Source organism: Pseudomonas sp. CM25 (genome assembly GCF_013179705.1).
GTDB lineage: Bacteria > Pseudomonadota > Gammaproteobacteria > Pseudomonadales > Pseudomonadaceae > Aquipseudomonas.
Genome location: NZ_JABMCW010000003.1, coordinates 32,360 through 53,492 on the forward strand (window position 1 = coordinate 32,360; position 21,133 = coordinate 53,492).

The following is a 21,133-nucleotide window of genomic DNA, read 5'->3' on the forward strand; positions in this document are numbered from 1 at the left end:
CCTCGGTGCCGGAGGCATTGCCCAAGCCCCCTATCGGCCGTGGCTCACTCGGCCTCGGCGCGCAAGATACCGATCAGAATCTCGGCAAGCTCGATAACCATCGGGTCTGCCGTGGGCCGATGAAAAATCGCCGCCTCAAACACTGTGATCGGCTTGAACCCCTCCTGCGCCCCCAGCACCTGATGCCTGGGCGTGACAACGCGGGACGGCAGCAGGCTCACCCCCAACCCATTGGCGACCGCTTCCTGAATCCCCGCCAGGCTGGAACTGGTAAACGCGATACGCCAACTGCGCCCCATGGCCTCAACCGCCCCGATCATGTCATCGCGGTACAGGCCACGCGCCGGAAAGGTCACCAGCGGGATCGGGTCCTGGGCAAAACACGGGTACTGCGCACTGTCGATCCACTCGATGCGCTCTGGCTGGCAGGCATTGGCCTCCCGGCTATGCCGACGCTGCTTGATCAGCACCAGGTCGAGCTCGCCACGGTCATAGCTGCTCATCAGGTCGCGGCTCAGACCACCGGTAATTTCCAGTTTCACTGTCGGATTGCGCCGGTTGAATGCCGCCAGCGCCTGCATGGTCTTGCCAGCTACAAAATCGTCCGGCAGGCCAATGCGCGCGGTCACGGTCACCCCGCCCGACATCGCTTCGGTCAGCTGGCTGCTGACCGCCAGCAGGTGGCGTGCGAAGCCCAGCAAGGTTTCTCCGGCATCGGTGGGGTGCACCTCGCGGTTGCTGCGGTCGAGCAACTGGTGGCCGACCATTTCCTCCAGCCGCCGCACCTTCTGGCTGACCGTTGACTGGGTGGAATGCAGGCGGGCAGCGGCGGTGGTAAAGCTGCCGCAGTCGGCCACCATGACCACGGTGCGGAGCATGTCCAGGTCGTAGATGGCGCGGTTGGGTTTGCTGGAGTCTGGCATTGGGGGGTTCAGCTTCTGGCAACTGGCTGGACACATGATGCCTGAACCCGAAGTGCATGACGCATTGCCTTGACGCCAGGAGACTTTGTAGGTGTGCACGGGCTTTAAATAGCCTGCGGCTGAATTGCGACAAATAGCGACCAAAACTGCCCGCATATCGCACAACAGTTCGATAATCGCACAAATTCCGCCAAACCCTCTCTACTGTTGCCCTATCTTGCGGCACGCTATAGCGAAAGTCAGCAACCAATTCCAGCTGCTGACTGGCCCCATCGCTTCACCGCGCGCCGGCCAGCCCTACAACCCAACTCCAGGAACAACCAGGAGCTCGCCTTGATCAATAAAACGTTTGAGTCCATCGCCAGCGCGGTGGAAGGGATCACCGACGGTTCGACCATCATGGTCGGTGGCTTTGGCACTGCCGGCATGCCGTCCGAACTGATCGACGGCCTGATCGCAACCGGTGCCCGCGACCTGACCATCATCAGCAACAACGCCGGCAACGGCGAGATCGGCCTGGCCGCCTTGCTCATGGCAGGCAGCGTGCGCAAGGTGATCTGCTCGTTCCCGCGCCAGTCCGATTCCTACGTGTTCGACGAACTGTACCGGGCCGGCAAGATCGAGCTGGAAGTGGTGCCGCAAGGCAACCTGGCCGAGCGTATCCGCGCAGCGGGCTCGGGCATTGGTGCGTTCTTCTCGCCGACCGGCTACGGCACCCTGCTGGCCGAAGGCAAGGAAACCCGTGAGATCGACGGCCGCCAGTACGTGCTGGAAATGCCGCTGCACGCCGACTTTGCGCTGATCAAGGCGCACAAGGGCGACCGTTGGGGCAACCTGACCTACCGCAAGGCCGCCCGCAACTTCGGCCCGATCATGGCCATGGCCGCCAAGACCGCCATCGCCCAGGTTGACCAGGTCGTCGAACTCGGCGAACTGGACCCGGAGCACATCATCACCCCGGGTATCTTCGTCCAGCGCGTGGTCGCCGTGTCCGGCGCTGCCGCTTCTTCGATTGCCAAAGCTGTCTGAGGCCTGCCATGACCATCACCAAAAAACTGTCCCGCACCGAGATGGCCCAACGCGTGGCCGCAGACATCCAGGAAGGCGCCTACGTAAACCTGGGCATCGGCGCACCGACCCTGGTGGCCAACTACCTGGGCGACAAGGAAGTGTTCCTGCACAGCGAGAACGGCCTGCTGGGCATGGGCCCGAGCCCGGCGCCGGGCGAGGAAGACGATGACCTGATCAACGCCGGCAAGCAGCACGTGACCCTGCTGACCGGCGGTGCCTACTTCCACCACGCCGACTCGTTCTCGATGATGCGTGGCGGCCACCTGGACATCGCTGTGCTGGGCGCCTTCCAGGTGTCGGTCAAGGGCGACCTGGCCAACTGGCACACCGGCGCCGAAGGTTCGATCCCTGCCGTAGGCGGCGCGATGGACCTGGCTACCGGCGCCCGCCAGGTGTTCGTGATGATGGACCACCTGACCAAGACCGGCGAAAGCAAGCTGGTGCCCGAGTGCACCTACCCGCTGACCGGCATCGCTTGCGTCAGCCGTATCTACACCGACCTGGCCGTGCTTGAAGTAACGCCTGAAGGGCTGAAAGTGGTCGAGATTTGTGCTGACATCGACTTTGATGAACTGCAGAAGCTCAGCGGTGTGCCGTTGATCAAGTGATCCAGGCCGCCGGCCTGCAAGATTGTCGAGGCTCGGGGTGGCGATAAGGTTCACAGCCGATATCGCCCCCAATCACCTACAAAGTGATACACAGCGCGCTTTTCTGGACATATCAGGGATAAACGCCGTTGACACCATGGCACCGCGAAACGCTGCGACATCCCGCACGCAGCGTTCATACCTCGGAGCCCGCCATGAACCGCCACACCGAAACTGCCAGCCTCCAGGGTTGGCGACTGTTCTCACTGCTGTCCCTTTTGGTGCTGATCGTCACTTCGCTGGCGCTGTGGTCCCAGCCTCAATGGGTAGAAGCCCTGCGCAGCGCGATTCGGACCACCGCACGTACATCCTTCGCCCTGTTCCTGCTGACCTTCCTTGCCTCCTCCCTTGCAGCCCTGGTACCGACTGCCTTCACGCGCAGCCTGCTGCGCAACCGGCGTTTTCTTGGGCTGGCTTTTGCCTTTTCCCACGCTGTGCATGCGGTACTGATCCTGTTGTATGTGAAGTTCTTCCCCGAAACATTCTGGCATGGCCGTACGGCCACAGCGAATATTCCTGGGTCGATCGGCTATCTGTTCATCATCCTGATGACCATTACCTCCTTCCCCGCCGCAGTGAAACTGCTGGGCGCTCGCGCGTGGAAAGGGCTGCATGGCACCGGCACTTGGGTGATTGCTGGCGTATTCATGCTGTCGTTCTACAAACGCCTGCCCATGGGCTCCTGGTATCCGCTAGGCTTCGCACTGATCTTCAGCGCCATGCTTTTCAAACTCACCGCCAAGCTGGCCGTACGCCTGCGTCGCAACACCACAGCGCCAAGCGCTACTCGCTGATCATTACCGTCGGTTAGGGAATAGTGTGTCCGTGGGCAATGGCACTGGCTTCAAGTTTTGCACGCTCCGCGTCCAGAAAAACATACGTAGCTTGCAAGCCAGTGATCCGCGCCTGAATGTCGGCCATTTTGCTGGCGACCAGCGCCGCGCCTTGGGCGCAGTTGATCGTATTGCCCCGCTTGGCCGCGAGTATCTCCCCAATCTCGGCGAGTGAAAAACCCACGCCCTGGGCACTTTGAATGAAGGCCAGATCAATCACGGTCTGCTCGCTGTAGCGACGGTAGTTATTGGCCTGTCGCCTGGCCGCGATAAGCCCGAGCTGTTCGTAATAGCGCAATGCATGGCGGCCAACGCCACTGCGCCGCTCCAACTCTCCAATGTTCACAACAAAGATTCCTTGACTGTAGAGCGGGCTCTACACCTTAGCCTGCGCCCATTATCCAGACAAGGAATCAGCATGAGCGTGGAATGCTTCGTTACCGGCGGCAGTGGGTTTGTGGGTCAACATTTAGTGGCCCGCCTGACTGCAACAGGGCACAAGACCTGGGTGCTTATGCGCAGCCCCGAAAACATCGAGCGCCTTAAAGAGCAGGTAGGCCGATTGGGCGGTAATCCTGCGCATATCCATGCGGTTGAGGGCGATATAAGCAAGGAAGGGCTGGGACTCAGCAAGGACGACAGGCAGTACGTGGCTTCGGCGTCGGTAATCTTCCACCTCGCCGCGCAGTTCTGCTGGGGGCTGACAATGGAGCGCGCCCGCACAGTGAATGTGCAAGGGGCACTGAACATAGCGAGGCTGGCAGCGAACCAGCGTATCCGACTGGTGATGGTGGGTGGCTTCATGCTGCAGAACCTTAGCCACCTTGCCAGTATCGGGGTTGATCACCAGCACCCTGAAAACACCCACTGGCCCGCAGTCTACGGCCGTGTTGGCGGCTACGAAGGCAGCAAGCTCGAGTCCCATTTTGAAGTCATTCGTTACATGCACGAAGCCGGCACGGATTACACCATCGTTCACCCCGCGACGGTATGTGGACACAGCGAGAGTGGGCACATCGTGGAAGGGCAACCTATGGCCGAACTGATCCGAAACCTGGCGCAAGGCCGGTTCAAGGCCATACCCGGTTCCGCCAGCCATTGGTTGCCGTTAGTCAGTGTCGATTATCTGGTGACGCTGATAACCCGCGTGGCGTTCGACCCCGCTATGGCCAACCGGCAGGTTCTGGCGCTTTATAAGCACACACCGAACTTACAGGGGATGCTTACGCAGATGGCACAAACGCTGGAGGTGAAGCCGCCCCGCCACCATGTATCAATAAGGTTGCTGAGGTGGCTATTGAAGATTCCCGGACTGGCAACCCGATTCTCGATCAGCGCAGAGTCATTGAACTTCATCCAGACGCAGCGCTTCGACATGAGTGGTACCGAGTGCCTGGAGCGGAAGTATCAGCTTACGCATCCCGACATGGCGCGCACTTTGGAAAAGACGGTGCGCTACGTCAAAGGCTCTTTGATCACATGACGCAGAACGCTCAGGCCATCTTCGTCAGGTAGCATTGCGAATGTTCGGCTAAGCCGACGTCGCAGCATTTGTCTTGCTCTGTTTGATCGTTATGGTGTTTTCTTCAAGGCCAGGTTCACTCCCCGGCTGAGGGCTCCGGGCGGACATCAGCGGGTGCTGGCCTGGCTCAGCTTGCTGTACAAGTCTGCAGGGAATGGGTTGCCGTTGGCATCGAACTGGTTCTTGCGGAACTGGTAGACCTCACCTTCGGAGAGGAAACCATCGAGGTTGGCATCGATAGCGTCGAACTCGGCATTGGCCTTGGGGGCTACCGCCAGCAATTCGGCCCGGGAAACGCGGCCATCATGGTCGGCGTCGGTGCGTGCAAAGGACGCGTCGCCGCATTTGCCTTCACCGCACTTGCCTTCAGCTTGGGTGGCTTTCGCCTGGGCGCCGTTGGCACCACACTTGCCCTCACCACACTTGCCCTCCCCGGCTTTTTCCGCCGAGGCCAGCTGGTAGCCTTGTGGCAGCGCCTCCACGGCAAAAGCGGCAGAGGTCATGTTGATACCACCAACCAGGGCGATGGTGAGTAGGCCGAGACGGTTTTTGCTGGGGAACATACGGGGCATGGTGACTCTCCTGGTGTGAATACGATTGGGGCCTGTTCGTTCAGGCAGGCTCATTTGGCCGGAGGCATGTATCTGGGACGTATCGGTGGGGCGACGCGTTTGTAAGCGAAGCATGGAAAATGTGCGGCAAGATACACAGGGATACAGTTGATGCGATGTGGGTGATAGGTGCCCCGCAGCAGAACCAGCCCGCAGCGGTTGCCTGTTGGCCCGGCATCAGGCTAAGTTGCCCATCTGGCCGAGCCCTCACATGACCGCAGGAGGCCTTGCTGAATGGACCTGACCACGCTCTTTCTCTACATCATTGCCGTAAGCGCGGTGATGATCACCCCTGGGCCATCCATGCTCTTGGCGCTCAGCAACGGCGCCGCCAGGGGGATGCGCGTAGCTTCGTTTGGAATGGCCGGCGCGGCACTGTCTGACCTTATCCTTATAGGGGCCGTCGGTTGTGGCCTGGGCGCGCTGGGGGGGAACGCCTGCCTGAGGTCAATGCGGTCGGGGTGGGAGCTGGCTTGCCGGCGATGGGCTGCACAGCAGCCCTCATGGCCCGCGCCAACCTGCGAATACTCAAAACTTTTCCCTACCATCCCTGGACTGATCCTCAGTCAGATTTGATGTCCATTTGCCTCAAAAGTCAGAATTTTTCGCTTTCTTGTAGGGCATTTCCCAAAGATACTGTTGCCGCCTATTTTCCGTTGCGGGTGCCCAACAGGGCCTCTAGTGTGGGCCTGTCGCTGCATATCGGTGACACGGCTTTGACGGGCCGCGATGGTTTTGAGTTATGGCACACCTTATGGTGGCTGTACGTGCGGGCACGCTTGCGTGCGCCGGAGCTTCTCAATTCCGCCGGTCCGTCAACCCACGTACAGCTGCCACCCTTCTGCTTGACGGCTGACGAGGTGACGGCACCCAACAGGAATTGAACAATGTTGAAAATGGTCCCCGATCCACCCCACACCCTCCACTTCCTCGAAGACACCATCATCCAAGCCGCGGAACATGCCGTCTGCGCGCTAGCCATTTCGCAACAAGCGATGCTGATGCAGCCCAAGTCACCTGCAGCGGTGCTGATGATGGCGACCACACATGAGCTTGAGTCCCTGCGGTTGCTGCTTGAATCCGCCTTGGTTCAGGCACAGACGCCGAACGAGTCGCGAACGCCGCACTAAGCGGAACGCTGTGTGTTGCCTGGGCTGGCCCTATTGCCAGCGAAGGTGCTCGCCCAGGTTTAGATGATCAGGGAGATGGACCCGTGACTACTGACGAATCGAACGAGAAAACGACTGTAGGCAGGACTACGTTCTACCAGGGTGATAACCAGACCCACCCGCTGTTTCGCATCGAACCCGGCATTCCATGCCAGAACGCCCGCGAGCAGGCTTCGGAGTTGATGGGGTATGTGCGGGAGTTGACGATTTTGGGTTTGATGGATGAGAAGCCGATGATGATCTGGGCTGCTCACTACCTGAGTGCGCTGGCCAAGGCACTGATGGATGATGCCGAGTTGGGCATGATGCGCTGACTGGGTTGATCAGCAGCGATATTACAAATCCCAGAAACACAAAAGCCCCGAAGAATCGGGGCTTTTGCTGAAAAATATGGCGGAAGCGTAGAGATTCGAACTCTAGGATAGTTGCCCATCGACGGTTTTCAAGACCGTTGCCTTAAACCACTCGGCCACGCTTCCAGCTCGTTTTGCGGTCGCCATAATACCGTAATGAAACACGCTGTCAAACTCTCTGTGTCGCGGGTTGCAGGAGCTCTGATAGACTCCTAGCATCTGAACGTTCGAAACCACAGGTTTTACCAAGGAGTGTCGCCATGCGCGAACAGGATTATGCCGTACACCACGGCCAGCAGGTCGAGCAGCAGGAGATCAGCAAGGTCCTGCGCAACACGTACAGCCTGCTGGCGCTTACCCTCGCCTTCAGCGGTGTCATGGCCTTCGTGGCCCAGCAGATGCGCGTCGGCTACCCGAACGTGTTCGTGGTGCTGATCGGCTTCTACGGGCTGTTCTTCCTTACCAACAAGCTGCGTGATTCGGCATGGGGCCTGGTGTCCACCTTTGCCCTCACCGGCTTCATGGGCTTCATCCTCGGCCCGATCCTTAACCGCTACCTTGGCATGGCCGGTGGCGCTGAAGTGGTCAGCTCGGCGTTTGCCATGACTGCGCTGGTGTTCGGTGGCCTGTCGGCCTACGTGCTGATCAGCCGCAAGGACATGAGCTTCCTCAGTGGCTTCATCACTGCAGGCTTCTTTGTTCTGCTGGGTGCGGTAGTAGCCAGCTTCTTCTTCCAGATCAGCGGCCTGCAACTGGCGATCAGCGCCGGCTTCGTGCTGTTCTCGTCGGTCTGCATCCTGTTCCAGACCAGCGCGATCATTCATGGTGGCGAGCGTAACTACATCATGGCAACCATCAGCCTGTATGTATCGATCTACAACCTGTTTGTCAGCCTGCTGCAGCTGTTTGGCATCATGGGTCGTGATGACTGATTGACGTTGTTTGAGAAAGCCCGCTTCGGCGGGCTTTTTTGTGGGTTTCAGAAAGAGGATTGGGTGAGGGACCTAGCTGGTTGGCGAACACCGGCGGGGCCGGTGGCATGAACTGCGTGTGGATTCTTCGCGGGTGAACCCGCTCCCACAGAGGTCGGCGGCGCAGGCTCTGACTCTATTCCCCCTGACAAACCAGCATCAAATAACTGACCAAAAAGTCAGATAATCAGGCAAATAGTCGCCGATCATGCCGCTATCGTGCTTTTCTCTACCGCAATCCCTCATCACCCCGTAGAATGCGCTCCTTTTTTCATCCGGGGCAGCTTCCAGCAATGAGCTCACATGAACACAGCCCAGGCGCAGCGGCGCCTGCCAACGAACTGGTGCTTGGTCTGGAGGACAAGCCACGGCTGTTGATCGGCCTGCTTGCTGCCCTGCAGCACCTGCTGGCGATCATCGTGCCTATCGTCACGCCTGGCTTGCTGATCTGCCAGGCGCTGGGCGTTTCGGCGCGGGATACCAACCTGATCGTCTCCATGTCGCTGGTGATCTCGGGTATTGCCACCTTTGTTCAGTGCAAGCGCTTCGGGCCCTTCGGCGCCGGTTTGCTAATCGTGCAGGGCACCAGCTTCAACTTCGTCGGCCCGCTGATTGCTGGCGGTGCGCTGATGGTCAAGCAAGGCACGCCTGTAGAAGGCGTAATGGCGGCCATCTTTGGCGTGGTGATTGCCGGTTCGTTTGTGGAAATGGGCGTGTCGCGCATCCTGCCTTTCGTCAAACGTCTGATTACCCCGCTGGTGACCGGTATCGTGGTGTTGATGATCGGCCTGACCTTGATCAAGGTCGGCCTGATCAGCATGGGCGGTGGCTTCGGCGCCATGGCCAATGGCACCTTCGCCAATGGCGAGAACCTGCTGCTGTCGGGTGTGGTGCTTGCAATTATCGTCATCCTCAACCGTATCCCGGTGGTGTGGATGCGCAGCTGCGCCATCGTCATCGCCCTCGCCGTCGGTTACGCGCTGGCCGGCTACATGGGCCGCCTGGACTTCACAGGCATGCACCAGGCCGCGCTGTTCCAGGTGCCCACCCCGCTGCACTTCGGCCTGGGCTTTTCGTGGGCGCTGTTCATTCCGATGCTGGTGATCTACCTGGTGACTTCGCTGGAAGCCATTGGTGACGTGACCGCCACCAGCAAGGTGTCGCGCCAGCCAGTCGAAGGGCCGGTATGGATGCAACGCATCAAGGGTGGGGTGCTGGTCAACGGCGCCAACTCGCTGCTGGCGGGGTTGTTCAACACCTTCCCGAGCTCGGTCTTTGCGCAGAACAACGGCGTGATTCAACTGACCGGCATCGCCAGCCGCCATATCGGCATTTGGATTGCCGTGATGCTGGTGGTACTGGGGCTTTTCCCTAGCGTTGCCGGGGTGATCCAGGCAGTGCCGGAGCCGGTGCTGGGGGGTGCGGCGATGGTGATGTTCGGTGCAGTTGCGGCTTCGGGCATCAATATTCTGGCCAGCACCCGGCTGGACCGCCGTGCGCTGCTGATCATTGCGGTGTCGCTGGCGCTGGGCCTGGGTGTGGCGCAGGTGCCGGAGTTTCTGGCGCATATGCCGTCGGCGATTCGCAATGTGCTGGAATCGGGTGTGGCCACCGGAGGTATCTGTGCCCTGGTGCTGAACTGGTTCCTGCCGGAGAGCAAGGAACAGGCTTGAGCCTGGTGCTTGTCGGTTAGGCCATGGGGCTGCTGTGCAGCCCTTTCGCGACCCGAGGCCGCTCCTGCAGGGGGCGTGCAGGACATATGGACAGGTTGAAAGCCCGCGCCGCTTGCACAAGCGGGCGCGGGCTTTTTTGCTTTATCATGGCAGCATTCCTTTGCATGAGTTATCCATGAAATTCGCTATCGCGGTGTTCTCCCCGGCCCATGCGCCCTCCTCGCGGCGCGCTTTGCGCTATGCCGAGGCGGTGCTGGCCGGCGGGCATGAGATTGCCCGGCTGTTTTTCTATCAGGACGGGGTACACAGTGCCTCGGCCAACGTGGTCGCGCCCCAGGACGAAGTGGACGTGGCAGCCCAGTGGCGTGGCTTTATCGAGACCCATCAGCTGGACGCCGTGGTGTGCATCGCCGCCGCCCTGCGCCGTGGCGTGCTCGACGAGGCCGAGGCCAACCGCTACCAGCGCCCGGCCGTGAACCTGCCCAAGCCTTGGGAACTGTCCGGGCTTGGCCAGTTGCATGAGGCCGCTCAGCTTGCCGATCGGCTTGTCTGCTTTGGAGGTGACTGATATGGCCAAATCCTTGCTGATCATCAGCCGCCAGGCGCCGTGGAATGGCCCATCGGCGCGCGAGGCACTGGACATCGCCCTGGCCGGCGGCGCGTTCGACCTGCCGCTGGGCATGCTGTTCCTCGACGATGGCGTGTTCCAGCTTGCGACGGACCAGCGCCCCACCGCCGTACAACAGAAGAACCTGGCCGCCAACCTGCAGGCGCTGCCGATGTTCGGGGTCGAGGACCTCTACGCCTGCAGCCACAGCCTCGCCCGCCGTGGCCTGGCAACCGACACCCTGGCACTGCCGGTGCAGGTACTCGATGACGCAGCGCTGGCCGCGCTGATTGCCCGCTTCGACCAGGTGGTAACGCTCTGATGACAACCCTGCATGTAATTGCCCACTCCCCGTTCGGCGACGAGCGCCTGGCCAGCTGCCTGCGGCTGCTCGGTGGCGATGACGCCGTGCTGCTGTGCGGCGACGCCGTTTATGCCCTGCGCAACGGCAGCGAACCGTACCGCCAGCTGCAAGCTGCCGGCCTGGCCCAACGCCTGTTCGCCCTGGATGAGGATATCCAGGCCCGTGCGGTCGGCAATGACCTGGCCAAGGCCGTGGACTACGCCGGGTTCGTCGAACTGTCGCTGCACTACGACAAGGTCAACAGCTGGTTATGAGCACACTCGACGTAGGCGATCAGGCGATCGCCCTGGACAAGGACGGCTTTCTGGTCGACCTGGAAGACTGGTCCCCCGCCGCCGCCGAAGCGCTGGCCGCGCGGGAGCACATTGCACTGACTGCGGACCACTGGGAAATCCTCGAGCTGCTGCGTCAGTTCTACCAGGAATACCAGCTGTCCCCGGCCACTCGCCCGCTGATCAAGTACACGGCCCTGAAGCTGGGCCCGGAAAAGGGCAACAGCCCGCACCTGAACCGCCTGTTCAACGGCACTCCCGCCAAACTCGCCGCCAAGCTGGCGGGCCTGCCCAAGCCGACCAACTGCATATGAACGAACCACGCCCGCTTACCCTGGAAACCCCGGCCGAACACCCGTTCGCCGAATTTGTGCGCATTCTTGGCAAAGGCAAGCGCGGCGCGCGCGGCCTGACCCGCGAGGAGGCCCGCAGCGCCATGACCTTGCTGCTGGAAGGCAAAGTCGAGGATGCCCAGCTCGGTGCCTTCCTGATGCTGCTGCGGCACAAAGAGGAGAGCGCCGAGGAACTGGCCGGTTTTACCGAAGCGCTGCGTACACACCTGCAGGCCCCGGCCATCGCCGCGGACCTGGACTGGCCAACCTACGCCGGCAAGAAGCGCCACCTGCCCTGGTACCTGCTGGCGGCCAAATGCCTGGCCAGCAACGGCGTGCGCATCCTGATGCACGGCGGCGGTGCCCACACCACCGGGCGCATGTACACCGAGCAGTTGCTTGGCCTGCTGCAAATCCCGCTGTGTCGCGACTGGGCTGCCGTCGACAACGCCCTCGACCAGCACCAGCTGGCGTTCTTCCCGCTGCAAGACTGGGCGCCACAGTTGCAGCGCATGATCGACCTGCGCAACACCCTCGGCCTGCGCTCGCCCATCCACTCGCTGGCCCGGGTGCTCAACCCGCTGGGCGCACGCTGCGGCCTGCAGAGCATCTTCCACCCGGGTTACCAGGCAGTGCACCGTGAGGCCAGCCGCCTACTGGGCGACCATGCCGTGGTGATCAAGGGTGATGGCGGCGAGATCGAGGTGAACCCGGATGTCATCAGCCACCTTTACGGCACCACCGCGGGCGAAGCATGGGACGAAGAGTGGCCGGCGTTGAGCGAGCGCCGCCACGTGAAACCGCCGAGTCTGCAACCCGAGCATCTGCTCGCGTTCTGGCGCGGTGAGGTCGAAGACAGCTACGCCGACAAGGCCGTGATCGCTACCATGGCCCTTGCCTTGCGCGGGCTGGGGCAGGATCGGGAACAGGCGTTCGAGACCGCACGCAGCTACTGGAGCGGCCGAAACCGATCGATTTAACCGATCATAACCCCCGAGTCTTTGCGCTATTTGTTCGAACGATTTGGCCTAGACTGGGCTCCAACGACAAACAACTTTGTTCCAGGAGCTCAGTATGGGCCTTTTGATCGACGGTCGCTGGCATGACCAGTGGTATGAAAACGGCAAGGACGGCACGTTCAAACGCGAAAACGCCCAGTGCCGCAATTCGCTCCCCGCTCCCGAGGCGGGCCGTTATCACCTGTATGTGTCGCTGGCCTGCCCATGGGCTCACCGCACCCTGATCTTCCGCGCACTCAAGGGCCTGGAGCCGTTGATCGACGTGTCCGTGGTCAGCTGGCTGATGCAGGACCATGGCTGGACCTTCGACCAGCAGCAAGGCTCGACGGGCGACCACCTTGACGCCCTGCAGTACATGCACCAGCGCTACACCCAGGATGACCCGCACTACACTGGCCGTGTGACCGTGCCCGTGCTGTGGGACAAGAAAGAGAAGCGAATCGTCAACAACGAGTCGGCCGAGATCATCCGCATCTTCAACAGCGCCTTCAACGAGCTGACCGGCAACACCCTGGACCTGTACCCCGAGCCGCTGCGCCCGACCATCGAGGCGCTGAACGAGCGAATCTACCCTGCGGTGAACAACGGCGTGTACCGCGCAGGCTTCGCCACCACGCAGGAGGCCTACGAGGCAGCGTTTGACCAGGTATTCAACGAACTGGATTACCTGGAAGACTTGCTGGGCCGCAATCGATACCTGGCGGGCGAGTACCTGACCGAGGCCGATGTGCGACTGTTTACCACGCTGGTGCGCTTCGATGCCGTGTACCACGGGCATTTCAAGTGCAACCTGCGACGCCTGAGCGATTACCACAACCTTTCAAACTGGCTGCGCGAGCTTTACCAGTGGCCGGGCGTGGCGGGCACGGTGAACATGGAGCATATCCAGAAGCACTATTACATGAGCCACAAGACCATCAACCCGAACGGGATCGTGCCCAAGGGGCCGCTGCAAGACTTCAACGCACCGCATGATCGGGCGCGGTTGGTGGGCAAGGGAATCTCGCAGGGTTGAGATCGTCGGGGGCTGCTTTGCAGCCCCAACAATATCAGCTGTTCTGCGAACCTTCGAACCAGGCCAGCTTTTCACGCAGTTGCACCACCTCCCCCACAATCACCAGGGTCGGCGCATGCACTTCATGCCGGGCCACCAACTCCGGCAAATCTGCCAAGGTACCAGTGAACACCCGCTGATTACGTGTAGTCCCCTGCTGCACCAACGCCGCCGGAGTACTGGCCGCACGCCCATGCCGAATCAACTCGGCACAAATCGTCGGCAAACCCACCAGCCCCATGTAGAACACCAAGGTCTGTGCCGGCGCCACCAGGTCATCCCAAGGCAAATTACTGGTGCCATCTTTCAGGTGCCCAGTGACGAAACGTACCGACTGGGCATAGTCGCGATGGGTCAGCGGAATGCCGCCATAGGCGGAACAGCCGCTAGCCGCAGTAATCCCCGGCACCACCTGGAACGGGATACCCTGCTCGGCCAGCTCTTCGATCTCCTCGCCACCGCGGCCAAAGATGAACGGATCGCCACCCTTCAGGCGCAGCACACGCTTGCCCTGCTGGGCCAGGTCGACCAGCAGGCGGTTGATCTGGTCCTGCGGCACGGCGTGGTCGGCGCGGCGCTTGCCTACGTAGATCCGCTCGGCATCGCGACGGCACATCTCGATGATCGCGGGCGCAACCAAACGGTCGTACAGCACCACATCGGCCTGCTGCATGAGGCGCAAGGCACGGAAGGTCAACAAGTCCGGATCGCCCGGCCCCGCGCCCACCAGATACACCTCGCCACCCTGCTGCACCGGCGCGCCATCGACCATTGCCTGCAACAGGCGTTCGGCCTCGGCGCCCTGCCCGGCCAGCTGGCGCTCGGCAATCGGCCCCTGGAACACGGTTTCCCAGAAGCCCCGGCGCTGGTTGACGTCCGGGTACAAGGATTTGACCTTGTGGCGGAAGCGCGCTGCCAACCCGGCCAGCTCACCGTAGGCAGAGGGAACCCACGCCTCCAGTTTGGCGCGAATCAAGCGCGCCAGCACCGGGGCGTCGCCGCCACTGGAAACCGCAATCACCAACGGTGAACGGTCGACGATGGCGGGGAAAATAACCGTGCACAGGGCCGGTGCATCCACCACGTTGACCGGCAGGCTGAGAGCCTGGGCATCGGCCGACACCTGGGCGTTCAGCCCAGGGTCGTCGGTCGCCGCGATAACCAGCCGGCAACCGACCAGGTCGGCGGCCTGATAGCCACGCACCAGCACCTCACCGCCACCTTCCCTGGCCAATGCGGCCAACTGGCCGTCGACGTCCGGCGCCACCACGCGCAGCACGCTGCCGGCATCAGCCAGCAGCCGCGCCTTGCGCAAGGCGATTTCACCGCCGCCGACGACCAGCACACGGCCGCCCTGCAGCTTGTGGAACAGCGGCAGGTAATTCATTTAGCGGATGACCTCGACGCCGCCCATGTATGGCTTCAGCACTTCCGGTACCAGAATCGAACCGTCGGCCTGCTGGTAGTTTTCCAGCACGGCGACCAGGGTACGGCCTACGGCCAGGCCGGAGCCGTTGAGGGTGTGCACCAGCTCTGGCTTGCCGGTTTCCGGGTTGCGCCAACGCGCCTGCATGCGGCGCGCCTGGAAGTCGCCGCAGTTGGAGCACGAGCTGATTTCGCGGTATTTGTCCTGGCTCGGTACCCACACTTCCAGGTCGTAGGTTTTCACCGCGCCAAAGCCCATGTCGCCGGTGCACAGGGCCAGCACCCGGTACGGCAGCTCCAGCAGCTGCAGCACGCGCTCGGCATTGGCGGTCAGGCCTTCCAGCGCTTCCATCGACTTGGACGGCTCTACCACCTGCACCATCTCCACCTTGTCGAACTGGTGCTGGCGGATCATGCCGCGGGTGTCACGGCCCGACGCACCGGCTTCGCTGCGGAAGCACGGGGTGTGCGCGACGAGCTTCAGCGGCAGCTGCTTGGCGTCGAGGATTTCACCGGCCACCAGGTTGGTCAGCGACACTTCGGCGGTCGGGATCAGGTAGAAGTCAGCCTCACCTTCGCGGGTGATCTTGAACAGGTCTTCCTCGAACTTCGGCAGCTGACCGGTACCCTGCAGGGCCGGGGCCTGGACCAGGTACGGGGTGTAATGCTCCTCGTAGCCGTGCTCGCCGGTGTGCAGGTTGATCATGAACTGCGCCAGGGCGCGGTGCAGGCGGGCGATCGGGCCACGCAGCACGGCAAAGCGCGCGCCGGACAGCTTGGCGGCGGCTTCGAAGTCCAGGCCACCGCTGATTTCGCCGAGGGCGACGTGGTCCTTGATTTCGAAATCGAAGGCCTTCGGCGTGCCCCACTTGCGCACTTCGACGTTGTCATCTTCGCTGGCACCAACCGGTACGCTGGCGTCCGGCAGGTTGGGGATGGTCAGCAGGATGCCGTCCAGCTCCGCCTGAATCTCGTCCAGCTCGGTCTTGCCGGCGGCCAGCTCGTTGGCCATGCGCTCGACATCAGCCATCAGCGGCGCGATGTCCTCGCCCTTGGCCTTGGCCTGGCCGATGGATTTGGAGCGGGCGTTACGCTCGGCCTGCAGTTGCTCGGTGCGGGTCTGCACCGCCTTGCGGCGTTCTTCCAGTGATTCGATGCGCGCGACATCCAGGCTGAAGCCACGGGAGGCCAGGCGGTCCGCCACTTCCTGAAGTTGGCCGCGTAACAGTTTGGAATCGAGCATATCGTTCTCTCGTTATAGGTAGGTGTTGGTTCAGAATCGGGTCAGGGACAGGCCGGCCCATGTCGCGAGCAGGCCGCCCACCACGCTGATACCGGTATAGCCCAAAGCCAGGGGCACTTGCCCACTTTCGAGCAGGCGCACGGTATCGAGCGAGAAGGAGGAAAAGGTTGTAAGGCCACCCAGAAAGCCCACGATCAGCCCGGCACGCAGCTCGACCGGCACCATAGGCTTGTGCAGGAACAGGCCATAGAGCAGGCCGATCAGCAGGCAGCCGACCAGGTTGACCGCCAGCGTACCGAGATAGAAGTGCCGTGGCCAGTGAGTAGCTACCCAGTTGGTAGTGGCGAAACGCAGCAATGTACCGGCAATACCGCCCGCACTCACGGCCGCAACTAGTGCAATCACGGTTTTCTCCGCTGGCGGGGGCTGTTGCGGTCAAGCTCGGCCAGGTGGCGCAACTTCTCGCCAATCTTCAGCTCCAGGCCACGGGGCACCGGCTGATAGTACTGGCGCGGCTCGAGTTGATCGGGGAAGTAGTCTTCACCGGCCGCATAGGCATCAGGCTCGTCATGGGCATAGCGATATTCGTCGCCATAGCCCAGTTGCTTCATCAGCTTGGTGGGTGCGTTGCGCAGGTGCAGCGGCACTTCCAGCGACCCATGCTCCGCAGCTTCACGCAGGGCGGTCTTGAAGCCCACGTACACCGCGTTGCTCTTCGGTGCACAGGCAATGTAGGTGATGGCCTGGGCCACCGCCAGCTCGCCTTCGGGGCTGCCCAGGCGCTCTTGCACGTCCCAGGCTGCCAGGCACAGGCTGAGCGCGCGCGGGTCGGCGTTGCCGATGTCCTCGCTGGCCATGCGCACCACGCGGCGGGCGATGTACAGCGGGTCGCAGCCGCCGTCGAGCATGCGCGCAAACCAATACAAGGCGCCGTCGGGGTTGGAGCCGCGCACCGACTTGTGCAGCGCTGATATCTGGTCGTAGAACGCCTCGCCGCCCTTGTCGAAGCGCCGACGGCTGTCGCCCAGCAGGCTCTGCAGCATCTCGACATCTATCTCGCTGCCGTCTTCGGCCAGGTCCGAGGCGTTCTCGAGGAAGTTGAGCATGCGCCGGCCATCGCCATCGGCAGCGGCCATCAGCATCTTGAAGGCTTCGTCACCCACCCGCAGGTTGTGCTTGCCCAGGCCGCGCTCCTCGGTCAGCGCGCGGTTGACCAGCTTGCGCAGCGCGGCCTCGTCCAGGCTCTTGAGCACGTACACCCGCGCCCGCGACAACAAGGCGTTGTTCAGCTCGAACGAGGGGTTTTCGGTGGTGGCGCCGATGAACAGCAGCGTGCCGTCTTCCACATACGGCAGGAAGGCGTCCTGTTGCGACTTGTTGAAGCGGTGCACTTCATCGACGAACAGAATAGTGCGGCGGCCGTATTGGCCGGCCTGCTGCTTGGCCACCTCGACCGCCTGGCGGATCTCTTTGACCCCGGCCAGCACCGCCGACACGGTTTCAAAATGAGCATCGCAAAACTGCGCCAGCAGCCGCGCAAGGGTGGTCTTGCCCACCCCTGGCGGCCCCCAGAAGATCATCGAGTGCAGCGCACCCTGCTCCAGCGCCTCGCGCAGCGGTTTGCCGCGCGCCAGCAGGTGCTCCTGGCCGACGTACTCGTCCAGGTTGGACGGGCGCAGGCGGGCGGCCAGGGGCTGGGCGACGGGTTCGCTTCGAAACAGGTCCATGGCGAGCTCTGCTTACTCCTTGATCACATCCGCGCCTTTGGGAACGACGAAGGTGAACTGGTTGGCGGGCACCGGCTGGTTGGCCTTCACCCCGTTGAACAGGATATTGGTGCGCTGGCCGACGCTGTCGACCAGTTGCATGTCGTTGATCAACCCTTTGCGGAACGACACCCGCAGCGAGTCGAACAAGGTGTCCTTGGTCTTGGGCTTGAGGGTGAAGTCCATCACTTCGCCCTGCTCCTTGGAGGTGATGTCGAAGCTCTGGCTGATTTTCGACACATCACCGGACAGCAGCAGTGCCGGGGTCTGGTTCAGGCGCTGGTCGAGCTTCTTGATGGTGGCCTGTTCCAGGTCCGGGTCCCACAGGGTGACGTTCTTGCCGTCCGACACCACTACCTGCTCCTGCGGCGCATTGGTGTGCCAGTAGAACAGCCCCGGGCGCTTGACCGTCATCTTGCCCGAGGTTTCCTGCAGGCTGGTGCCATCGGCACCCAGGGTCAATTGAGAGAAGTTGGCCTCGATGGTTTGAGACTTTTCCAGCAACTGGGTCAGGCGTTGTACGTCTTGCTCACCGGCATAAGCAGTAACCGAGCCCAGGGTCAGGGCAGAAACCAACAGCATGCGAATCGCGCGCATGGGAATCCTCATCGAGCATTGAAAAGGCCTGGCGCCACCGTTGGCGCCCGGCAAGGTGTACATCAGTCGCGCGGGCCGCCCGGGGCAATCACTTCCCGCGAACCGTTGCTGTTCATGGGGGTAACCACGCCGGCCATTTCCATGGCTTCGATCATGCGGGCGGCGCGGTTGTAGCCGATCTTCAGCTTGCGCTGCACGGCCGAAATGGAGGCGCGGCGGCTTTCCAGCACGAACTGCACGGCCTCATCATACAGGGCGTCGCTTTCCGAATCATCGCTGTCGCCGCCACCGCCGCCTTCAAAGCCGCTGCCGGCCTCTTCGACGCCGTTGAGGATATCGTCGTTGTAGTCCGGGGCGCCGCGCTGCTTCCACGCTTCCACCACGCGGTGCACCTCATCGTCGGACACGAACGCACCGTGCACACGGATCGGCAGGCTGGTGCCCGGCGGCATGTACAGCATGTCACCGTGGCCCAGCAACTGCTCGGCGCCACCCTGGTCGATGATGGTGCGCGAGTCGATCTTGCTCGACACCTGGAACGCCATGCGGGTCGGGATGTTGGCCTTGATCAGGCCGGTGATCACGTCCACCGAGGGGCGCTGGGTCGCCAGGATCAGGTGGATACCCGCCGCCCGCGCCTTCTGCGCGATACGGGCGATCAGCTCTTCGACCTTCTTGCCGACGATCATCATCATGTCGGCGAATTCGTCCACCACCACCACGATGGTCGGCAGGGTCTTCAGCGCCGGCGGCTCGTCGTCCATGCTTTCGCGGCGGTACAGCGGGTCATGGATGATTTCACCGGCCTCCTGGGCATCCTTGACCTTGCGGTTGAAGCCGGCCAGGTTACGCACGCCCATGGCCGCCATCAGCTTGTAGCGCCGCTCCATCTCGGCCACGCTCCAGCGCAGCGCGTTGGCGGCGTCCTTCATGTCGGTGACCACCGGGCAGAGCAGGTGCGGGATGCCTTCGTAGATCGACAGTTCGAGCATCTTCGGGTCGATCATGATCAGCCGCGCGTCTTCCGGGCTGGACTTGAACAGGATCGACAGGATCATCGCGTTGACACCCACCGACTTACCGGAACCGGTGGTACCGGCCACCAGCAGGTGAGGCATCTTGGCCAGGTCGGTGATGACCGGCTTGCCGCCGATATCGTGGCCAAGGGCCAGGGTGACCGGCGATTTCTGCTCGTCGTACTGCGGCGTGGCCAGCACTTCGGAGAAGCGCACCATTTGCCGGTTTTCGTTGGGGATCTCGATACCCACGGTGGTCTTGCCGGGGATGACCTCGACCACGCGCACGCTGGTCACTGCAATTGAGCGCGCCAGGTCCTTGGCCAGGTTGGAGATGCGGCTGACCTTGACGCCCGCGGCCGGCTGGATTTCGTAGCGGGTAATCACCGGGCCGGGGTGGATGGAGTCCACCGCCACTTCCACGCCGAACTCCTTGAGCTTGATTTCCAGCAGTTGCCCGACACTCGCCAGCGATTCCGGCGAATACTCGATCTTCTTCTGCTCGGCCGGATCAAGGATGGAGATCGGCGGCAAGGTGCCCTCCACCGCGCTGTCGACGAACAGCGGCGCCTGCTTCTCCTTCATCACCCGCTTGCTCGGCTCCGGCGCCCTGGCCTGGGCAGGTGCCGGGGGCACGATGGTCGGTGCCGCAGGTTGCTCGCGCTGCACCATCGGCTCGCGGGCAAGGGTGGGCTCGCGCGGCACCACAGGCTCGCGTGCAAGGGTCGGCTCACGTGGTGCAGCAGGCTGGGCGGGGGCCTCTTCACGCTTGAAGATCCGCTCGCGCAATGGCGGTTTGGCCGGCTCGCGCTTCTCGGCGGCCGCTGCCGGCGCCTTGAACACCGGTTCATCCTCGCGCAATTGCGCTTCGAGGCGCTTGCGCTCGTTGCGTGCTTCCCACCAGCGGTTGGCCGCACCCTGTACCAGCTCGAACAGGTCGAGGGTGATCTTGCCGGTCATGTCCATCACCTTGAACCACGACAGGTCGGTGAACACGGTCAGGCCGAACAGGAACAAGGCGATGAACATCAGCGTGCTGCCCTGCACGTTCAGCAGGCTGCGCGCCAGTTCGCCCAGGCTCTCGCCCAACGCGCCACCGGCGGAAAACGGCAGGCTTGCCGGCGGATGGAAATGAATATGCGCCAGGGCAGCGCCCGACAGCACCAGGAACACCAGGCCGATCAGCCGCCAGGAGAACAGCCAGCCGCTCCAGTCCCAGGGCTGGTGGCGCTGGCGGAAAATCTGCCAGGTCTTGATCCCCAGCAGCAACGGGAAGATATAGGCGAAGTAGCCCAGCACCATGAACAGGATGTCGGCGAAGTAGGCGCCGGCACGCCCGGCGGCGTTCTGCACCTGGTCGATGTTGCTGGTGTGGCTGAAGCCCGGGTCGGATGTGTCGTAGGTCAGCAGCGCCATCCACAGGTACAGGCACAGGGCGCCGACAGCGATCAACGCACCTTCCTTGAGGCGATAATGCAGCTGCTGCCGCCACAGGGGCACAGGCAAGGGAGCTGGGGTTGCGGTGGATTTCTTCAAAACGCGTCTATTCCTGCGCGTGCTGCGCGTCCAATAGTGATCGGCCGGCGGTGCGGCCAATGAACCACTACTTTTAACATTACTGCCCGCCAGCCGCCATGGCGGCACGCCGTATGGGAGGTTGGCCGG

At 62.3% G+C, this 21,133-nt stretch carries 25 protein-coding genes and 1 tRNA gene; 16 read left to right on the top strand and 10 right to left on the bottom strand.

The window, feature by feature from the left end; genetic code table 11:
• Positions 1-44: 44 nt before the first annotated feature.
• Positions 45-923, bottom strand: a complete 879-nt coding sequence (locus HP546_RS00725; RefSeq protein ID WP_172218672.1) for a LysR substrate-binding domain-containing protein — start codon at positions 921-923, stop codon at positions 45-47.
• Positions 924-1,256: 333 nt separating this feature from the next.
• Here HP546_RS00725 and HP546_RS00730 point away from each other — a divergent pair, with 333 nt between their 5' ends.
• The 3 genes from HP546_RS00730 (at position 1,257) to HP546_RS00740 (ending at position 3,435) form a co-directional block, all read left to right on the top strand.
• Positions 1,257-1,952 (top strand): 3-oxoacid CoA-transferase subunit A, encoded by a 696-nt coding sequence (locus HP546_RS00730; RefSeq protein ID WP_172218674.1) that lies wholly within the window; start codon positions 1,257-1,259, stop codon positions 1,950-1,952.
• A gap of 8 nt (positions 1,953-1,960) precedes the next feature.
• The gene (locus HP546_RS00735) at positions 1,961-2,602 is read left to right on the top strand and encodes a 3-oxoacid CoA-transferase subunit B (protein ID WP_172218676.1); all 642 of its coding nucleotides are present in this window, start codon (positions 1,961-1,963) and stop codon (positions 2,600-2,602) included.
• 194 nt (positions 2,603-2,796) lie between these two features.
• Positions 2,797-3,435, top strand: a complete 639-nt coding sequence (locus HP546_RS00740) for a ferric reductase-like transmembrane domain-containing protein (RefSeq protein WP_172218678.1) — start codon at positions 2,797-2,799, stop codon at positions 3,433-3,435.
• A 13-nt stretch (positions 3,436-3,448) separates the two neighbouring features.
• On the opposite strand, the gene HP546_RS00745 is transcribed toward HP546_RS00740, so the two are convergent.
• Positions 3,449-3,820 carry a MerR family transcriptional regulator gene (locus HP546_RS00745; protein WP_172218680.1) on the bottom strand — a complete coding sequence of 124 codons (372 nt, stop codon included), beginning with the start codon at positions 3,818-3,820 and terminating at the stop codon, positions 3,449-3,451.
• Positions 3,821-3,892: 72 nt separating this feature from the next.
• Here HP546_RS00745 and HP546_RS00750 point away from each other — a divergent pair, with 72 nt between their 5' ends.
• On the top strand, positions 3,893-4,957 hold the full coding sequence (locus tag HP546_RS00750; protein ID WP_172218682.1) for an SDR family oxidoreductase: 1,065 nt from the start codon (positions 3,893-3,895) through the stop codon (positions 4,955-4,957).
• Between the two features lie 146 nt (positions 4,958-5,103).
• On the opposite strand, the gene HP546_RS00755 is transcribed toward HP546_RS00750, so the two are convergent.
• Positions 5,104-5,568, bottom strand: a complete 465-nt coding sequence (locus tag HP546_RS00755; protein WP_172218684.1) for a hypothetical protein — start codon at positions 5,566-5,568, stop codon at positions 5,104-5,106.
• Positions 5,569-5,889: 321 nt separating this feature from the next.
• Here HP546_RS00755 and HP546_RS31240 point away from each other — a divergent pair, with 321 nt between their 5' ends.
• The 4 genes from HP546_RS31240 (at position 5,890) to HP546_RS00775 (ending at position 7,090) form a co-directional block, all read left to right on the top strand.
• Positions 5,890-6,183 carry a LysE family transporter gene (locus HP546_RS31240; RefSeq protein ID WP_256678407.1) on the top strand — a complete coding sequence of 98 codons (294 nt, stop codon included), beginning with the start codon at positions 5,890-5,892 and terminating at the stop codon, positions 6,181-6,183.
• The gene (locus HP546_RS00765) at positions 6,111-6,491 is read left to right on the top strand and encodes a hypothetical protein (RefSeq protein WP_172218613.1); all 381 of its coding nucleotides are present in this window, start codon (positions 6,111-6,113) and stop codon (positions 6,489-6,491) included. The genes HP546_RS31240 and HP546_RS00765 overlap by 73 nt, the downstream gene beginning before the upstream one ends.
• Before the next feature lie 3 nt (positions 6,492-6,494).
• Entirely contained in the window at positions 6,495-6,737 is a 243-nt protein-coding gene (locus HP546_RS00770; protein ID WP_172218686.1) for a hypothetical protein, read from the top strand.
• 83 nt (positions 6,738-6,820) lie between these two features.
• Complete coding sequence (locus tag HP546_RS00775; protein ID WP_172218688.1) at positions 6,821-7,090, top strand: DUF3077 domain-containing protein; 270 nt, start codon at positions 6,821-6,823, stop codon at positions 7,088-7,090.
• 77 nt (positions 7,091-7,167) lie between these two features.
• Here the strand turns inward: HP546_RS00775 and HP546_RS00780 are convergent.
• Positions 7,168-7,255, bottom strand: a tRNA-Ser gene (locus HP546_RS00780).
• 134 nt (positions 7,256-7,389) lie between these two features.
• Between HP546_RS00780 and HP546_RS00785 the strand changes: the two genes are divergently transcribed.
• From HP546_RS00785 to HP546_RS00820, 8 genes are all read left to right on the top strand, one after another.
• A complete protein-coding gene (locus tag HP546_RS00785) occupies positions 7,390-8,061 on the top strand; it encodes a Bax inhibitor-1/YccA family protein (protein WP_172218690.1) in 672 nt (223 codons plus the stop codon).
• 332 nt (positions 8,062-8,393) lie between these two features.
• On the top strand, positions 8,394-9,773 hold the full coding sequence (locus tag HP546_RS00790) for a nucleobase:cation symporter-2 family protein (protein ID WP_172218692.1): 1,380 nt from the start codon (positions 8,394-8,396) through the stop codon (positions 9,771-9,773).
• A gap of 175 nt (positions 9,774-9,948) precedes the next feature.
• Entirely contained in the window at positions 9,949-10,341 is a 393-nt protein-coding gene (gene tusD, locus HP546_RS00795) for a sulfurtransferase complex subunit TusD (protein WP_172218694.1), read from the top strand.
• Between the two features lies 1 nt (position 10,342).
• Positions 10,343-10,702, top strand: coding sequence for a sulfurtransferase complex subunit TusC (tusC, locus tag HP546_RS00800; RefSeq protein ID WP_172218696.1), 360 nt, complete (start codon positions 10,343-10,345; stop codon positions 10,700-10,702).
• On the top strand, positions 10,702-10,998 hold the full coding sequence (gene tusB, locus HP546_RS00805; protein ID WP_172218698.1) for a sulfurtransferase complex subunit TusB: 297 nt from the start codon (positions 10,702-10,704) through the stop codon (positions 10,996-10,998). The genes tusC and tusB overlap by 1 nt, the downstream gene beginning before the upstream one ends.
• The gene (locus HP546_RS00810) at positions 10,995-11,330 is read left to right on the top strand and encodes a TusE/DsrC/DsvC family sulfur relay protein (RefSeq protein WP_172218700.1); all 336 of its coding nucleotides are present in this window, start codon (positions 10,995-10,997) and stop codon (positions 11,328-11,330) included. Before tusB ends, HP546_RS00810 begins: the two co-directional genes overlap by 4 nt.
• Positions 11,327-12,328: a glycosyl transferase family protein gene (locus HP546_RS00815; protein WP_172218702.1), complete on the top strand. Its 1,002-nt coding sequence runs from the start codon at positions 11,327-11,329 to the stop codon at positions 12,326-12,328. Before HP546_RS00810 ends, HP546_RS00815 begins: the two co-directional genes overlap by 4 nt.
• 94 nt (positions 12,329-12,422) lie before the next feature.
• Positions 12,423-13,382, top strand: a complete 960-nt coding sequence (locus HP546_RS00820; RefSeq protein WP_172218704.1) for a glutathione S-transferase family protein — start codon at positions 12,423-12,425, stop codon at positions 13,380-13,382.
• A 34-nt stretch (positions 13,383-13,416) separates the two neighbouring features.
• Here HP546_RS00820 and cysG read toward each other — a convergent pair whose 3' ends face one another.
• From cysG to HP546_RS00850, 6 genes are all read right to left on the bottom strand, one after another.
• Positions 13,417-14,808, bottom strand: coding sequence for a siroheme synthase CysG (cysG, locus tag HP546_RS00825; RefSeq protein ID WP_172218706.1), 1,392 nt, complete (start codon positions 14,806-14,808; stop codon positions 13,417-13,419).
• A complete protein-coding gene (serS, locus tag HP546_RS00830; protein ID WP_172218716.1) occupies positions 14,809-16,089 on the bottom strand; it encodes a serine--tRNA ligase in 1,281 nt (426 codons plus the stop codon). It lies immediately after the preceding gene.
• A 30-nt stretch (positions 16,090-16,119) separates the two neighbouring features.
• On the bottom strand, positions 16,120-16,494 hold the full coding sequence (gene crcB / locus HP546_RS00835; RefSeq protein WP_172218718.1) for a fluoride efflux transporter CrcB: 375 nt from the start codon (positions 16,492-16,494) through the stop codon (positions 16,120-16,122).
• A complete protein-coding gene (locus HP546_RS00840) occupies positions 16,491-17,816 on the bottom strand; it encodes a replication-associated recombination protein A (protein WP_172218720.1) in 1,326 nt (441 codons plus the stop codon). Before HP546_RS00840 ends, crcB begins: the two co-directional genes overlap by 4 nt.
• A gap of 12 nt (positions 17,817-17,828) precedes the next feature.
• The gene (lolA, locus tag HP546_RS00845) at positions 17,829-18,452 is read right to left on the bottom strand and encodes an outer membrane lipoprotein chaperone LolA (protein ID WP_172218722.1); all 624 of its coding nucleotides are present in this window, start codon (positions 18,450-18,452) and stop codon (positions 17,829-17,831) included.
• 62 nt (positions 18,453-18,514) lie between these two features.
• On the bottom strand, positions 18,515-21,064 hold the full coding sequence (locus HP546_RS00850) for a DNA translocase FtsK (RefSeq protein WP_372242404.1): 2,550 nt from the start codon (positions 21,062-21,064) through the stop codon (positions 18,515-18,517).
• Positions 21,065-21,133 lie beyond the last annotated feature (69 nt).

Bases quoted from the DNA above. Each gene is read 5' to 3' on its own strand.
- HP546_RS00725 (WP_172218672.1), bottom strand. From the start codon at position 923: ATGCCAGACTCCAGCAAACCCAACCGCGCCATCTACGACCTGGACATG.
- HP546_RS00735 (WP_172218676.1), top strand. From the start codon at position 1,961: ATGACCATCACCAAAAAACTGTCCCGCACCGAGATGGCCCAACGCGTG.
- HP546_RS00740 (WP_172218678.1), top strand. From the start codon at position 2,797: ATGAACCGCCACACCGAAACTGCCAGCCTCCAGGGTTGGCGACTGTTC.
- HP546_RS00750 (WP_172218682.1), top strand. From the start codon at position 3,893: ATGAGCGTGGAATGCTTCGTTACCGGCGGCAGTGGGTTTGTGGGTCAA.
- HP546_RS00755 (WP_172218684.1), bottom strand. From the start codon at position 5,568: ATGCCCCGTATGTTCCCCAGCAAAAACCGTCTCGGCCTACTCACCATC.
- HP546_RS31240 (WP_256678407.1), top strand. From the start codon at position 5,890: ATGATCACCCCTGGGCCATCCATGCTCTTGGCGCTCAGCAACGGCGCC.
- HP546_RS00765 (WP_172218613.1), top strand. From the start codon at position 6,111: ATGGCCCGCGCCAACCTGCGAATACTCAAAACTTTTCCCTACCATCCC.
- HP546_RS00770 (WP_172218686.1), top strand. From the start codon at position 6,495: ATGTTGAAAATGGTCCCCGATCCACCCCACACCCTCCACTTCCTCGAA.
- HP546_RS00785 (WP_172218690.1), top strand. From the start codon at position 7,390: ATGCGCGAACAGGATTATGCCGTACACCACGGCCAGCAGGTCGAGCAG.
- HP546_RS00790 (WP_172218692.1), top strand. From the start codon at position 8,394: ATGAGCTCACATGAACACAGCCCAGGCGCAGCGGCGCCTGCCAACGAA.
- tusD (WP_172218694.1), top strand. From the start codon at position 9,949: ATGAAATTCGCTATCGCGGTGTTCTCCCCGGCCCATGCGCCCTCCTCG.
- tusC (WP_172218696.1), top strand. From the start codon at position 10,343: ATGGCCAAATCCTTGCTGATCATCAGCCGCCAGGCGCCGTGGAATGGC.
- tusB (WP_172218698.1), top strand. From the start codon at position 10,702: ATGACAACCCTGCATGTAATTGCCCACTCCCCGTTCGGCGACGAGCGC.
- HP546_RS00810 (WP_172218700.1), top strand. From the start codon at position 10,995: ATGAGCACACTCGACGTAGGCGATCAGGCGATCGCCCTGGACAAGGAC.
- HP546_RS00815 (WP_172218702.1), top strand. From the start codon at position 11,327: ATGAACGAACCACGCCCGCTTACCCTGGAAACCCCGGCCGAACACCCG.
- HP546_RS00820 (WP_172218704.1), top strand. From the start codon at position 12,423: ATGGGCCTTTTGATCGACGGTCGCTGGCATGACCAGTGGTATGAAAAC.
- cysG (WP_172218706.1), bottom strand. From the start codon at position 14,808: ATGAATTACCTGCCGCTGTTCCACAAGCTGCAGGGCGGCCGTGTGCTG.
- serS (WP_172218716.1), bottom strand. From the start codon at position 16,089: ATGCTCGATTCCAAACTGTTACGCGGCCAACTTCAGGAAGTGGCGGAC.
- HP546_RS00840 (WP_172218720.1), bottom strand. From the start codon at position 17,816: ATGGACCTGTTTCGAAGCGAACCCGTCGCCCAGCCCCTGGCCGCCCGC.
- lolA (WP_172218722.1), bottom strand. From the start codon at position 18,452: ATGCGCGCGATTCGCATGCTGTTGGTTTCTGCCCTGACCCTGGGCTCG.